The sequence below is a fragment of the Streptococcus sp. AS20 genome, assembly GCF_000524255.1.
Taxonomy (GTDB): domain Bacteria; phylum Bacillota; class Bacilli; order Lactobacillales; family Streptococcaceae; genus Streptococcus; species Streptococcus constellatus.
Window position 1 is genome coordinate 95,532 of sequence record NZ_JANS01000006.1, and the last position, 15,504, is coordinate 111,035.

At 35.1% G+C, this 15,504-nt stretch carries 11 protein-coding genes and 3 pseudogenes; 6 read left to right on the top strand and 8 right to left on the bottom strand.

The genetic code is table 11. The features are described 5' to 3' along the window. Nucleotides 1-8: 8 nt before the first annotated feature. The 5 genes from HMPREF1514_RS03950 to shp3 form a co-directional block, all read right to left on the bottom strand. The gene (locus HMPREF1514_RS03950; RefSeq protein WP_037597389.1) at nt 9-1,901 is read right to left on the bottom strand and encodes a hypothetical protein; all 1,893 of its coding nucleotides are present in this window, start codon (nt 1,899-1,901) and stop codon (nt 9-11) included. A 22-nt stretch (nt 1,902-1,923) separates the two neighbouring features. Further along, on the bottom strand, nt 1,924-2,706 hold the full coding sequence (locus HMPREF1514_RS03955) for a sugar phosphate isomerase/epimerase family protein (RefSeq protein ID WP_037597391.1): 783 nt from the start codon (nt 2,704-2,706) through the stop codon (nt 1,924-1,926). Between the two features lie 9 nt (nt 2,707-2,715). Beyond that, nucleotides 2,716-3,324 (bottom strand): PIG-L deacetylase family protein, encoded by a 609-nt coding sequence (locus HMPREF1514_RS03960; RefSeq protein ID WP_232007999.1) that lies wholly within the window; start codon nt 3,322-3,324, stop codon nt 2,716-2,718. A 1-nt stretch (nt 3,325) separates the two neighbouring features. Next, nucleotides 3,326-4,642, bottom strand: a complete 1,317-nt coding sequence (locus HMPREF1514_RS03965; RefSeq protein WP_232007997.1) for a nucleotide sugar dehydrogenase — start codon at nt 4,640-4,642, stop codon at nt 3,326-3,328. A gap of 67 nt (nt 4,643-4,709) precedes the next feature. After that, nucleotides 4,710-4,781 carry a peptide pheromone SHP3 gene (gene shp3, locus HMPREF1514_RS09455; protein WP_142917870.1) on the bottom strand — a complete coding sequence of 24 codons (72 nt, stop codon included), beginning with the start codon at nt 4,779-4,781 and terminating at the stop codon, nt 4,710-4,712. Between the two features lie 78 nt (nt 4,782-4,859). Between shp3 and HMPREF1514_RS03970 the strand changes: the two are divergent. After that, nucleotides 4,860-5,710: pseudogene (locus HMPREF1514_RS03970) on the top strand (Rgg family transcriptional regulator). Nucleotides 5,711-6,050: 340 nt separating this feature from the next. On the opposite strand, the pseudogene HMPREF1514_RS03975 reads toward HMPREF1514_RS03970, so the two are convergent. From HMPREF1514_RS03975 to HMPREF1514_RS03985, 3 genes and pseudogenes are all read right to left on the bottom strand, one after another. Next, nucleotides 6,051-6,841 (bottom strand): annotated as a pseudogene (locus HMPREF1514_RS03975) (DUF2785 domain-containing protein). A 66-nt stretch (nt 6,842-6,907) separates the two neighbouring features. Beyond that, nucleotides 6,908-9,601 carry a cation-translocating P-type ATPase gene (locus HMPREF1514_RS03980; protein WP_037597396.1) on the bottom strand — a complete coding sequence of 898 codons (2,694 nt, stop codon included), beginning with the start codon at nt 9,599-9,601 and terminating at the stop codon, nt 6,908-6,910. Between the two features lie 371 nt (nt 9,602-9,972). After that, nucleotides 9,973-10,359: a DUF1934 domain-containing protein gene (locus HMPREF1514_RS03985; protein WP_003025360.1), complete on the bottom strand. Its 387-nt coding sequence runs from the start codon at nt 10,357-10,359 to the stop codon at nt 9,973-9,975. Between the two features lie 123 nt (nt 10,360-10,482). On the opposite strand from HMPREF1514_RS03985, the gene HMPREF1514_RS03990 reads away from it, so the two are divergent. From HMPREF1514_RS03990 to HMPREF1514_RS04010, 5 genes and pseudogenes are all read left to right on the top strand, one after another. Continuing rightward, nucleotides 10,483-11,802 carry an HD domain-containing protein gene (locus HMPREF1514_RS03990; protein WP_037597398.1) on the top strand — a complete coding sequence of 440 codons (1,320 nt, stop codon included), beginning with the start codon at nt 10,483-10,485 and terminating at the stop codon, nt 11,800-11,802. Then, nucleotides 11,792-12,601, top strand: a complete 810-nt coding sequence (gene yidA / locus HMPREF1514_RS03995; protein ID WP_003069839.1) for a sugar-phosphatase — start codon at nt 11,792-11,794, stop codon at nt 12,599-12,601. Before HMPREF1514_RS03990 ends, yidA begins: the two co-directional genes overlap by 11 nt. Then, the gene (locus HMPREF1514_RS04000; RefSeq protein ID WP_037597399.1) at nt 12,601-13,815 is read left to right on the top strand and encodes an aminoacyltransferase; all 1,215 of its coding nucleotides are present in this window, start codon (nt 12,601-12,603) and stop codon (nt 13,813-13,815) included. Before yidA ends, HMPREF1514_RS04000 begins: the two co-directional genes overlap by 1 nt. Before the next feature lie 12 nt (nt 13,816-13,827). Further along, nucleotides 13,828-15,066 carry an aminoacyltransferase gene (locus tag HMPREF1514_RS04005; protein WP_037597400.1) on the top strand — a complete coding sequence of 413 codons (1,239 nt, stop codon included), beginning with the start codon at nt 13,828-13,830 and terminating at the stop codon, nt 15,064-15,066. A gap of 64 nt (nt 15,067-15,130) precedes the next feature. Further along, nucleotides 15,131-15,457: pseudogene (locus HMPREF1514_RS04010) on the top strand (ABC transporter ATP-binding protein); the annotation flags it as partial. Between the last annotated feature and the right edge of the window lie 47 nt (nt 15,458-15,504).

Here is a 15,504-nt window from a genome sequence, read left to right on the forward strand (position 1 = left end):
TTACTAACTTACAAATTTATAGGAATACTCCTATGTAGTAACTCACCGTTGATCATTATATATACTTTTAAATAATATACTTGCAGCGGTGTCTTTTGGAGATTATATTTAAAAGCAGTCTCTCCCTGCAAACTATCTTGATTATTAGCCACTACTCTCTCAATTGAATATCTATCAGCTTCTAATATTTCACAATCTACTGCTGCAATTTCTCCCTTCTTAATTAGGTTTTGATAGTCGAACAACACCTTTATTTCTAATTTTTCTATATTAATTTCCATTGTTAAATTTATATCTCTAAAGACATTCCTAGGCAAATCAATTGAAGTACCACATCTTGAGCATTTATATACAAACCTACTTACATTTTCTGGAAGCACTGTGAATTTCTGTAACAGAATAGAATTATTACAATTTGGACAAGAGTTTTCTCGGAACTCTTCATAATCTATTTCTGAAAGTTCATGATAATACTCTGAAAATAGATAATTTCCTGTTCTAGTCTTCATACTCAAATCTGAAATTATTCTATCCTGTAAATCTCTTAATTGAGTTTCTAGAACATCCATTTCATGATTTAATTGACATAAATTATATCTATGTATATTTGAAATATTAATTTTTCGCACAAGCGATTGTAGCTGATTTTCTACATTTATTTGTATATTCTGAATTCGTTTATCTTTTACGCCATAAATATCTATTTGTTTTTGCTTATGAAAAATTTCCAAATATTTTTTTAAACGATTTTTTAAAATAAGAAGATTATCTGTGAAATCTTTGATTTCATACAATATCTTCTCTGAACTACTATTTAGAGTTGTAAGCCTAAATTCAGGAGCACCTAAAATGCAAAATGAACCAGTATCATATTTTAAGTCTTTTGACATTTTATTTAAAATATTAACTGATTCTCCCACACTATATCCAGCTTTTATTAATTCTATAAAGAATATATTTTCAATACTACTACCATCTTTAATAATATTGCTCCCAATTACTACAGCTGGATAGCTAACACGAAAACCTTCAGAAATCCAATATTCCTTTCGATATAGACTTTTTTTAAAGTGAATACCACTACAAGAATTTAAAAAGGCTATTTTACATTTTATCTCTTTATTATCTACTATATCCTTTTTTCCCTCATAGTATTCTGGATTTCTAGCCCAATGAGGAATATCACACCCACTTCGCGCCTCCATCACATTATTGTCATTATTTGTACAACATATATATCCATTATAAATAAAGAGTTTATCTTCTCGACTGTGTCCATGGAATGAAAAAATATCCATCTCATCAGTATAAGGGAAGTTGCCTTTCGACGAATCAAAAAAATTAAAATAGTTTTTGTTTTTCATCTTTTCATCGTGTGCAATCAATAAAGAATTATCTTTAAAGGTATTTTCTAAAGATACTGTTTTAAATATCTGATAAGTTAAATCATATATGTCGTCATACAAAAGAAAGCCGACTGAAGTATAAATATTATTAATATTGACTTTGTTTGTACATTTATAAAAACTACTGTCATCAATATTATCAATGTTACAGACAATAGTCACATAATCATATTTCTTTTCAAACTCAGTATCCAAAAAATCACTAATATTTTTATATGAAGTAAAATTATAATTTCTATTGCTAGCGTATAATTCTACAGACTTCTGACACATGAGGTTACTTCCAATATAAATAACGACTGACTCGCTATCTATAGTTTTTCCTTTGTATGTTATTGATAATCTATCCTTTGTATAAAATTCAAATTCTACATCATAAAAACTTGAAATTTCCAACAAATCAATTTCTTGATTTTTTACAAGTAACGTCAATTCATTCGCACTTGATGCTTTTACATAGTCTTCAAAGTTTGTTGTAAGCCAGCATTTTTTCATATTTTAACTTTCTTCCTTAAATTCATAATAGTCCCTCTACATGAGAAATTGTTCGAATAATATCAATTTCACTCTCTACTAAATCAACTTCAATGACATATCTAGGAGTCTTGTATTTTTCCTTTATATATGAAAAAATTTTATATACACTTTTATCAGGTTTCTGAAATGAAATTCCATATTTATTATTTTCTAAATCCCTAAACGAAACATGAGAAAATAATAACCTCTTCCCCATTGCATCTACCATATCTGTTAAAGATATATTTGCTTTCCAAGCAGACTTAAAATCTAGAACAAATCCCCAATTATCACTTTCCAGTTGTTCTTTTAAGAGAATAATCTGCTCAGGACAATAGAAAAGTGTATAGTCTTTATTTTCAATCGCTATATCAATATTATACTTTTCAGCTTCAGCTATTAAAAACTTTATTCTATCAATACTGTTGTCCCAATCACAATTTTGTAAAGGGCCGTGCATAATCAAATATTTTGAATTTAATAATACGCATATCTCTAAAAATCGGTAGAATATGTCTTTGGCTTCTGTATATTTTTTTATATTTACAGAGAATAGATTTGGAACCTCATATCCCTCCATAAAAGGATGTATAGAATTTACATTTACTCCCTTTTGGCTGCAATATTCTTTTACTTTTTTTATTTCAGAAGCGGTCAATTCCAATCTAGATTGGAAAAAAATTTCATAATCATATACTTCATTGTTAGTAAATTTTTCAAAGGTTGCTAGATTATCTAACCCTAGAGAACTAGTACTCCCAGTGGATAATATTATTTGTTTCATACTTCCGCATTAACACTTCCTATTTATATGTCTAATCAGTATAAATCCCTCTGCATAATCTACTCCTATATGTTTACCAAATAAGACAGATTGAACTTTAGGGCCGTCGATTGGGTATGACTTTTTATTCACTTGACTTTTATGGAATTCGATAGCCCTCAACTTTTTCTCAATATTTATTTCTACAAAAATATTTGGAACAAACTGCAAAGCATTGCTAACATATATATTGGGAGGAGAAAACGATAGAAAAGTAAACGAATGACGCCTACTAGAGGACTGTACAGATTTAAATATGATTCGATGATCTTTATGAGCATCATTTTCCCAATGTGTAAACACATAAGATGGATTAAATTCCTCAATTTCGTTGTCAATAATTGAAACTAATTCGCTTGAACTAAACTGAGAAACTTGAGATTTTTCACTAATTATTTTTAATTCTATTCCTAGAAATTCTGCAGACTTTTCTGCTTCTAAAATCCTCGTTTTATCTTCTGGAACCGATAAGACTAGCAGTTTGACATAAAAACCACTATTAACCATATTAATTATATGTCCACCCATAGAAATTTCCGCATCATCTGGATGGGCTGTAATTATTAATGCTTTTTTCACCTTATCTCCTACTTTCATTATATTGGAAGTTCCCAATTTCAAAATAATGAATATTTGGTAATCTAGATAGATTCTTATTCACTCCAAAATTATCAAAAATAATTATTTCTTTATCTAAATCAAAAAGGAATCTTTCTAATTCTCCATCATAACTTTTATGTGAGGTAGCAATTATCAATATGTCAAATTCTTGTAATGACTCACTATTTAAACTGAAAGATTGAACAGTCGTTATTTCTTGAATTTCTTCACTAGAGTAATATGGATCATTTATTTTTACCTCCATTCCATTTCTTAACAAAGAATGGATTAAACTAATAGCTGGGGAGTTCTTCCAAATTTTAGTCTCCGGAGCATAACTTAAACCTAATACTCCTACTTTTTGACAGTTATAGCTTTTGACTAAATCAGTAATAAAGTCAGACTGTTTTAAATCAGAGTTAACTGACTCCCTTAGCATAGACAACTCCTTGCTATCATCGACTGCATCTAAAATATATTTAGGAGCTAACGGAAGACAGTACCCTCCAATTCCAATTGACGGATGATAATAAGGAATATTCCACTTAGTTGAAGCAGCATTGAAAATTTCTGCAATATTATATTTTGGAAATGCTCTCATCATTTCATTAGCAAATACAACATTAATATAACGTATAGAATTTTCAACCGCCTTCACTAAACAAGCGTGATAGGCATCCGTTACCTCAATCACAACATCAGAAAGCATTTCATATAATTTCAAAACCTCCATACGATAATTTGATCCCAATGTACCAATAACTCGAGGAAGTGTTTTTAAATTTAATCCAGTCTCTAAAAACCAGTCTCGTCTAGGAGCCAGTGCTAGATACTGCAAATCATTCAACTTTGGTCTTACAATTGTATCAATCCAATTTGGAGAAATTGTACTTTCAATAATAACTAGTTGTTCAGATACTGTTGTTATATTATCTAATACAGTAGTTAATGGTTTACTAATAGGTACTCCATTTCTTTCAGTATTAATACAGATAATTTGTATCTCATTAGAATATGTATCAGCGTGTTCTACAACTTCTGGTAAAATGGACTTCTTAAATATTAATTCACTAAATATTTCTTCATCTAAGTCAATTTTAAATGGTAAATTTCCTTCAAGTAGATTCTGTATCAATCTATGATTAGTATCAAAAATTTTGACACGGAAACCTACTAATGCAAAGTGGTAAGCTGTGGATAGACCTATATATCCTGCTCCCCAAATTGTAATATTTGCCTTCTTATCTTGAATTCTACTTAGCAAATTATTTTTCATAATATGTTCAACTTTCTTCATTATTTTATTCATAATTAATGGTATAAGTCTTTAGAGTATCCAAAACTTAGGTATACACCTAAGCATTTTATCTACCAACAATAATGATAATATCCATTGCCAAAATCAAAATCGGCAAAAGTTTTGAAATTTTCTTCATACTTTGACTTCCTTTCTATTTTTATTTATTGTACAATAAATAAAATAAAATCATTTTTTGTTGGGAAAACGGGAAATTATGAAATCAAAACTTGGTATGACACTTAGAAAGGTCCGTAAAGGTAAACAAGTCAGTTTATCTTCTGTAGCGGATGAGCATCTCTCTAAATCACAAATTTCTCGTTTTGAACGTGGTGAATCGGAAATATCTTGTACTCGACTTATCAATATTTAGACAAACTGCATATCTCTTTCGATGAGTTTCTTATCTTACATGATCAGGACTACACCAAAACTGAGTTATTTGCCAACTTGGTACAGTACATTCGTAAGCAATATTCATCACAAGATATCAATAATATAGTATATCTACTTTCCGACTCCTCAAATTACACTTTAAATTCTTTTGAAAAAACAATGGTAAAATCCATTTTATACACAATGGATTCAACTATTTTTCCATCAGATGAAGAATTACTTCAATTGACAGATTATCTCTTCAAAGTTGAAAAATGGGGCTACTATGAAATCATTTTATTAGGTAACTGCGTACGAACAATTAACTACAAGTCCTACTTCCTATTAACAAAGGAAATGTTAAACAATTACCTCTACTCATCATTGAATAAAACCAATAAACGGATTGTTACTCAGCTAGCTATAAATTGTTTCATTCTTAGCATAGATAAGGAAGAATTTTCGAATTGTTCCTATTTAATTAGTGAGATAAAATCATTATTAGATAACGAATTGAACTTCTACGAACAAACCGTCTTTCTCTATGCTACTGGTTACTTTGAATTTAAGCGTCAATCAAGTAGCGGAATTAAAAAAATGAAACAAGCCATACAAGTGCTTGATATTTTGGGAGAAGATAAATTAAAATTGCACTATACTAATCACTTTAATAAGCTGACTAACAAAGAATAAACGAGATTCTTTATAATTTAACGATATACAAATCAAGGGTGTTCTCATAAAAACTTAGCCCTCTCAGCACACATCTACCTGAAACAAAAAACACTTAAAAAGCCTTGGAAGATGCAGTTCCCAAGGCTTTTTCTGTATTCTATCGTATCATTTTCCTTATTCCAATTTCAAATATCACTAATTTGACTATCTTTTATCCCTCCTCTTTACCTCAATTTTATACTAAAAAACTTAAAAATTCCTATGATTTTTGACGACAATCGTTCCTATCTCTTTTTTTAAAATACAAGAAGAAGCACTTTAACGAAGAAATTGTAGCTACACTTATCTCTTTTGAAATCTAGTACGAAAATAAGTGAATGGCTTCTCTCAGCTCGTCTGCAAGAACTTTTTCTTTATTTAATTGGAGATAAATTTCTAATAAGCACGAACGAACATTGGAAAACTGTATGAAGTCTATTGAGTTTTCTAACGGAAAGCTAAGTGAAGTTAACCAAACCGCAACTCTGGTTTGTGAGAGCCTCTCATTTAAAACAGCTTGATAGATTACTCGTGCCAAACGCCATTCTTCATCACTAATAAAGCGCCAATCCACTCTTTTAAAAATCTTTTCTAACACTTGAAGAACCTCATTTACTCGTGTTATAGGAAAATCTGGATGACAGATAATCTCAACTAAAAGATCTGCACCATGAGCAAAGGCATGCACCCAACCATATTCTTCAGAATAACCAGTGCTATCATTTTCATACAATAAATAAGACAGACCTTGTTCAAATAGAGCCATTCTTTGATGACTAGAAAGTCTTTTAAAATAAAGTGAATTTTTTTAGCATCTGCATTTAGCAAATTAGCGAATAATAAAGCCGTAAAAGATCGAATCAGAGTAGCCTGACCAACTTCTTCCTTTTTATACAAAAGTCCCTGTCGTTTAAGAGCTTCAACCACTACAAAATCAAACTGGTCCTTTGTAAATAACTGTTCTTGTATGGCTCTGGCTAGAGAAACAAAGATTAAGTCATCTCGTATTTTATAATTTGGATGACCAACATGATCTAACATCCAAAGGATTTCTTCTTGTTGATAAATTGGCATATCCTGTGCTAATTTTTCTTTTAGTATTTTTTCCATATCTTTCCTTTTCAATTAGATTATTAGATTATTAGAAAAAGTCATCCGAAGATGACTTTTTCTTTCTTAAATAGCATTCTGATCAAAGCCAAGTTTGCGTTGGATAAATTTGACAATTTCCACGATGATAATCATTGAAAAACTGCCAATAAGGACTGCTGTCCATTGTGAAAGATCCAATTTTGTTACATGGAAAATTCCTTCTAATGGCTCAATCAAAATAGTGGAAGCTAGCAAAATAAAGGAAACTAAGATAGACCAATTAAAGGTTTTAGACTTGAATGGCCCGACTGTTAGAAGTGATTGATAAACAGATTTCACATTAAAAGCGTGGAAGAGCTGAATTAATCCAAGCGTTGCAAAAGACATAGTTAATGCGTCTGCATGAATGGCTCTCATATCCCCAACATGAACAGGATTCATCAAGGCATAGGCATAAACACCAAGTACCAAAGCACCTTGCAAGAATCCTTGATAAATAATCGAGCTCATGACACCACCTGAGAAGAAGCTAGACTTGCGACCACGCGGTTTATGCGTCATCACACCTGGCTCAGCAGGTTCAACCCCCAGAGCAATGGCAGGGAAAGTATCTGTCACTAAATTAATCCAAAGTAGGTGAACCGGCTGCAGCACATCCCAACCAAAAAGAGTTGCTAGGAAAATAGTCAAAACTTCTGCCGTATTGGCCGAAAGCAAATATTGAATCGTCTTTTGAATGTTAGAGAAGACTTTACGGCCTTCTTCAACAGCCACGATAATCGTTGCAAAGTTATCATCAGCCAAAATCATATCAGAAGCACCTTTCGAAACTTCTGTACCTGTAATCCCCATTCCAATACCGATATCGGCTGTCTTCAGGGCTGGTGCATCATTGACACCATCACCGGTCATAGCAACAACTTTCCCCTGATGTTGCCATGCTTTGACAATCCGTACTTTATGCTCAGGTGATACGCGCGCATAGACAGAATAATGACCAACAACTTTTTCAAACTCTTCGTCTGACAATTCGTTAAGCTCGGCACCAGTCATGACATGGTCTTTACTATCATCATTGATAATTCCTAGACGTTTGGCAATGGCTTCCGCCGTAGCTTGGTGGTCACCCGTAATCATAATTGGACGAATCCCTGCTTCCTTGGCAACGCGAACGGCTTCTGCTGCTTCTAGACGCTCAGGGTCAATCATTCCAATCATACCTGTGAAAATTAAATCATTTTCAAGATTTTCAGACGTTAAGTTTTCTGGGATTTCATCAATAATTTTGTAGGCGCCAGCCAACACGCGCAAGGCTTGATGAGCCATACCTGAATTATTATCTTTAATCAGCTGAGTCGTTGCCTCATCAATCTGCGCAATAGTTCCTGCCTTGTCACGAGACACACAACGTTTTAAGAGTTGATCTGGCGCACCTTTTACAGCAACCAAAAATCTACCGTCCGGCAAAGGATGAATAGTTGACATGAGCTTACGGGTCGAGTCAAACGGCAACTCCGCTACACGAGGATATTGCTCTAAGAAAGCTTTAACATCATAGCCCTTATCAAGTGCATACTGAACAAAGGCTGTTTCTGTTGGGTCACCAATGAGTTTCCCCTCTTGGTCGATTTTAGTGTCATTAGCAAGTACAACCGAGCGTAGCAAAGGCAAGTCGAGCCCAAGCTCAATAGCCTGTTTTGCTTCGTGCAAGCTACCATCATAGAAGACTTTCTCAACTGTCATTTTGTTCATAGTTAACGTACCAGTCTTATCAGAAGCAATAATTTCAGTAGAGCCAAGCGTTTCAACTGCAGGAAGCTTTCTAACAATAGAATTTCTCTTCGCCAAAACTTGGGTACCAAGTGCCAAGACAATGGTTACAATAGCAGGAAGCCCCTCTGGAATCGCTGCAACAGCAAGTGCGACTGATGTCATCAATTCGCCCAGTGGATCTTTTCCTTGAATAAATACACCAACCACAAAAGTGATAGCTGCAATAATTAAAATCGCATAGGTGAGCACTTTTGACAGACCATTTAGATTTTGCTTGAGTGGAGTATCTGTTTCATCAGCGTTTTGAAGCATACCAGCAATATGACCAACTTCCGTATACATACCTGTATTGACAACTACACCCATTCCCCGTCCATACGTAACATTTGAATTTTGGAAAGCCATATTGATGCGATCACCCAGTCCTGCATCCGCAGCTACACCAACAGTCAGATGTTTTTCAACAGGAACAGATTCACCAGTCAGAGCTGCTTCTTCGATTTTCAACGTGTTCGCTTCCAAAAGACGCATATCAGCAGGTACCACATCACCAGCTTCCAGTATAACGATGTCTCCTGGAACTAATTCCTTAGAATCCACTTCTGTCACATGCCCGTCACGCAGCGCGCGCGCAGCTGGGCTAGACATAGATTTGAGTGCTTCAATTGCTTCTTCTGCCTTGCCTTCTTGGTAAACTCCAAAAATGGCATTAATAATGACCACAGCTAGGATAATAATCGCATCTGCAATATCTTCACCACCTGAAGTCACAACTGAAAGAATAGCAGCAATCAGCAAAATGAGAATCATCAAATCCTTGAATTGCTCAACGAATTTCATCAGAAGGGATTTTTTCTCTCTTTCATCTAGTTCATTGCGACCGTACTCATCTAAACGCTTAGTAGCTTCATTGCTTGTTAAACCCTGATTAGAAGTTTCCAAATTCTTTAAAACTTCTTCCGAACTTTGCGTATAAAACGCTTGGCGCTTTTGTTCTTTCGACAAAATAGTTCCTCCTTTAATCTCTTTTTGACAAACAAAAAGAGACCTGTTTGCTGTAACAAGTCTCGCTGTTTCATACAAGGCCGGAAATTGCTTTCGTATTGACGACCTTGTAACGGATATCCCGCTAGCTACTCCCTTGAGTGTTTTTATTATATCAGATTCTTCAATTTTTTCAAGCAAAAAAGTTCAATTTCTATCTATTTTGCCCAACAAAGAATAAGACACAATAAATAAAATAATCGCTATGACAAGTGTCCCTGTTAGGTCAAAGAACATATTAAGCTTTGTCTTGTTATAAAAAACCAAATAAATCTGCTGAGAATAAAAATAGCCGCTATTACTAAACTAAAAAGGATTCTTCCCATCACTTTCTACCTCCACGAAATTTCCATTTGATAATCCGCAAAAGTTCGACCGCCATCAGGTGTTCTCAATTGATAATGCAGTTCAAGTGTCTGCTTTTTCAAATCAACCTGGTAATGACTTGTTTTTGTGATAAATTGCTGTATGCCGACCGGTGTGGGAATTCCAATCAAGGCTTCTCCTCCTTTGATAAACCGCATCAAAGATTTAGGAGTAGAGAAGCGTGTCATGACTAGTTCTTCATCCTGAAACTTCAAAACAACATTTTCATTCTCTTCATTTTCAAAACGCAAGTAATGATAAGCTCCCTTTTTCTGCCATTCTCCGTCATAAGTTTGATCAATTTGTTCTACTTGTTCATCAAACTGTATCTGATTTTTGATTCTAATCTTCACACTATAAACTCCTCATCTACTGCTTTTCTTTTCTATTTTATCAGAAAATCTCAAAGATTTCTTCCTTTCTTTCCTTTAATTTTTTCAGTGTGGTCTTCTTCTGTTTTATGGTATAATAGAGCCATGATTGAAAAAGTATTTCGTGATCCCGTGCACAATTACATTCATGTAGATCACCAAATCATCTATGATTTAATAAACACTAAAGAATTTCAACGACTGCGCCGCATTAAACAGCTGGGAACTTCTGGCTATACTTTTCATGGAGGCGAACACAGCCGTTTTTCACATTGTCTTGGAGCCTACGAAATTTCCAGACGCATCACAAAGATTTTTAACGAAAAATATCCAGAAGTTTGGAATCGTCATGAAAGTCTCTTAGTCATGGCAACAGCTCTCTTGCACGATGTAGGTCACGGCGCTTATTCACATACTTTCGAGCGTTTATTTGATACCGACCATGAAGAAATTACACGCCAGATTATCACGAGCCCTGAAACAGAGATTAACCAAGTGCTGGTTCAAGTTTCACCTGATTTTCCAGAAAAAGTAGCCAGTGTTATCAACCATACTTATCCTAATAAACAGGTTGTTCAGTTGATTTCCAGTCAAATCGATGTGGATCGTATGGATTATCTCTTGCGAGATTCCTACTATACAGGTGCTTCTTATGGACAATTTGACTTAACACGGATTTTGCGCGTTATTTGTCCAGTAGAAAATGGCATTGCTTTCAAACGCAGCGGTATGCATGCTGTGGAAGATTATGTCGTCAGTCGTTATCAAATGTATATGCAAGTTTATTTTCATCCTGCTAGTCGTGCGATGGAGGTACTCTTACAGAATTTGCTCAAGCGAGCAAAATTTCTCTATGAAAAGCAGAAAGACTATTTTGCACTCTCTTCTCCCAACCTTATTCCTTTCTTTGAAAAAAGAGTGACTTTGAAAGATTATCTTGCTTTAGATGATGGAGTTATGAACACCTATTTCCAAGTTTGGATGACGAGTCCTGATACGATTTTATCTGATTTAGCACAGCGTTTCATCAACCGTAAAGTCTTTAAATCCATTATTTTCTCTGAAAAAAATGAAAAACATCTGAATATCATGCGGAATTTAGTTGCAGAAGTCGGCTTTAACCCTGACTACTACACTGCCATTCATCGTAATTTTGACTTGCCGTATGATTTCTATCGACCACATGTAGAAAATCCGCGAACGCAGATTGAAATTGTGCAAAAAGATGGCAATCTTGCTGAATTATCCACTTTATCAGCTATTGTCCAAGCATTAGCTGGTACAAGACACGGTGACAATCGTTTCTATTTTCCAAAAGAAATGCTGAAAGATGCTGGACTTTTTAGCGAAAATAGCAAAACTTTCTTGTCGTATATCAAAAATGACCAATTTATCTATGGAGAATCACACAAACATGAGTATTAAATTAGTTGCCGTTGACATTGACGGAACCTTATTGAACAATAAAAGAGAAGTCACACCTGAGGTTTTCAGTGCTGTACAAGATGCGAAAGATGCTGGAGTAAAGATCGTCATTGCAACCGGACGCCCTATTCCAGGAGTGAGAAATTTACTCGAAGAATTACACCTAAATGAGCCAGGCGACTATGTCATTACCTTCAATGGCGGGCTGGTGCAAGATACAGTAACAGGGGAGGAATATATCAAAGAACCCCTGTCTTATGAGGATTATCTGGACATCGAATGCCTCAGCCGCAAGCTAGGAGTTCATATGCACGCTATCACCAAGGACGGCATTTATACTGCTAACCGTAACATTGGAAAATATACTGTTTACGAAGCTGGGTTAGTTAATATGCCAGTCTACTACCGCACTCCAGAGGAAATGATAGATAAAGAAATCGTCAAAATCATGTATATTGACGAACCAGAAATTTTGGATCAAGCAATCACGAAACTTCCTAAAGAATTGTACGATAAATACACACTCGTAAAATCTGCACCTTTTTACTTAGAAATTGTCAAAAAAACTGTCAACAAAGGAGCTGCAGTCGTGCATCTAGCAGAAAAATTAGGATTGACAAAAGAGGAGACTATGGCGATTGGTGACGAAGAAAATGATCGTTCTATGCTAGAAGTCGTTGGAAATCCTGTTGTAATGGAAAATGGGACTGATGAACTGAAAAAAATCGCCAAATACATTACCAAATCAAATGACGAATCAGGCGTTGCATACGCTATTAGAGAGTGGGTTTTAAACTAATGTACACTTATAAAATCGGAATCTCTGCTCAAGAACACGATGATTTTGTTAAGCAAAGTTCTCAAACCAACTTACTTCAAAGCGCTTCTTGGGCAAAGGTTAAAGATAACTGGGACAATGAACGAATTGGTTTCTACAAAAATAATCAATTAGTAGCCTCGGCCAGCATTCTCATCAAGCCACTGCCGCTCAGTATGACCATGCTTTATATTCCGCGTGGCCCTATTATGGACTATCAAGATCAGGAATTGCTACACTTTGTTCTGACTTCTTTAAAAAAATTTGCCAAAACTAAAAAAGCTCTTTTTATCAAGTTTGATCCTAGTCTTTTCTTAGTTCAAAATCAAAGTGGGGAAGAACGACAGGACAATCCAAAAACTCTTGATTTGATTAACAACTTGCAAAAAGCAGGTGCTATCTGGCTTGGACGCACTGAATTATTGGATGAAACCATTCAGCCACGCTTTCAAGCAAATATTTACAAGGATAATTTCAGTGAAGAACTTTTATCGAAAAGCACACGACAAGCTATTCGCACTGCTCGCAACAAAGGTATTCAAGTCCAATTTGGTGGTTCAGAGCTTTTAGACGATTTCTCTGCTTTGATGAAAAAAACCGAGAATCGAAAGAGTATTCACTTGCGGGGGAAGGACTATTATCAAAAACTCCTTGATACTTACCCAGAGCATTCCTATATCACACTTGCAAGCATTGACCTAAATGAGCGTCTAGAAAGTCTTCAAGCTCAAAAAGCCAAGGCTGAAAAAGAAGCCAGCAAATTCACTGAAAAAACTAAACCTGGTAAAATTGAAAACAATAAGCAAGAACAAAAACGACTGCAAGAAGAAATGGATTTCTTGTCAGAAAAAATTGCTCAAGGTGCCACAACCGTGCCTTTATCTGGAACCTTGGTTCTCGAATATGGTGCCACTTCTGAAAATATCTATGCTGGAATGGATGAAGAATACCGCCGCTACCAGCCAGCTCTCCTCACTTGGTATGAAACAGCAAAGCACGCCTTTGACCGTGGGGCGAACTGGCAAAACATGGGTGGTGTTGAAAATGATTTAGACGGCGGACTTTATCACTTTAAGTCCAAGTTCAATCCAACCATTGAAGAGTTTGTCGGTGAATTTAACCTCCCAACTAATCCTCTCTATCATCTCTCGAACTTTGCTTATACTTTGAGAAAGAAATACCGCAGCAAACACTAAGAAAGGAATCGCATGACACTCAAACAACTTCGTCAGGAAGAATTTGTAAAACACAGCGCTTCTTGCGCTCAACGTTCTTTTATGCAGACGGTAGAAATGGAGAAGCTCTTATCAAAACGTGGCTTTACTTGTCAATATGTAGGATACACAAATGAGCATGACGAAGTGACTGTTTCAGCTGTGCTCTACAGTATGCCCATGACAGGTGGACTTCACATGGAAATAAATTGTGGCCCTGTTTCAACAAATCCTCACGACCTGCAAGCTTTTTACCGTGAACTCAAGACCTACGCTAAAGAAAATGGCGCTTTAGAGCTAATTGTCAAACCTTATGAAACTTATCAAACATTTGACAGCAATGGTCAACCTACTTCGCCCGAAAAAACAGAATTGATAAAAGATTTGACAGACTTAGGTTATGAATTTGATGGTTTACAGACTGGCTATCCCGGTGGGGAACCTGACTGGCACTATGTCAAAGATCTGGCAGGTCTTACCGAAAAAGACCTCATCAAATCCTTCAGCAAAAATGGCAAATCAACCGTCAAAAAGGCGAATACTTTCGGCATTCAATTAAAAAAATTGAAGCGAGATGAATTAAATATTTTCAAAGAAATCACTTCTGCCACTTCCGAACGGCGTGAATATAGTGACAAATCTTTAGATTACTACCAAGATTTCTACGATGCTTTTGGTAATCAAGCAGACTTTATGATTGCAACGCTTAATTTTCAAGATTATTTGCAACATCTGCAAAATGATCAAAAAAAACTAGAACAAAAGATCAAAAAATTAGAAGCGGATTTAGAAAAAAATCCTCAATCAGAGAAGAAGCACAATCAACTGCGTGAATTCTCTAGTCAATTTGAAAGTTTTGAAACACGCAAAGCCGAAGCGCAAGAATTGATAGATAAATATGGAACAGAGGACCAAGTTCTTGCAGGCAGCCTCTTTATCTACACACCACAGGAAGCGACTTACCTCTTTAGTGGCTCCTATCCTGAATTTAACAAATTCTACGCCCCAGCACTTCTTCAAGAATATGTCATGAAAGAAGCTATCAAGCGAAATATTCCTTTTTACAATTTTCTTGGTATTACAGGAATTTTCGACGGGTCTGACGGCGTTCTCCGTTTCAAACAAAACTTCAATGGTTACATCGTTCGCAAAATGGGCACTTTCCGCTATTATCCACAGCCATTAAAATTTAAAATTCTCAGTTTGATTAAAAAATTGCTACGGCGCGCTTAAAACTCTCAAACAGCTTTTTGAGAGTTTTTAAAGTATTCATATGTTCTATAAGGATTTATCAGATATGCTTAAACGATTTATTTCAAAAAAACTACTAGCGATTTACTTTCTGTTTATCGTGCTGACATGGGTTGAGTCAGTTTTAAACCCAACGCTTGTTCGGATGATTATTGATAGTTTAAATTTAAAAATTCTCTGGCAAATCTTGATGTTGGGAATTCTTGGAAATATGTTGATTGTCTTAGGTTTGGCAGGCAAACGCTATTTCTATGCAAAAGTCATTGCAGATTTCAATGCAAATATAAAAGGAAAGATGTTTGCTACTTTTTTGTATGAAAATCAACTGGCAAATGAAGACATTCTTTCTGACTTGGAAAATGATGTAAAGCAAAATAATAGCATTTCCAATTCCTCGTTGAATTCCCCTAGAAATAAAAT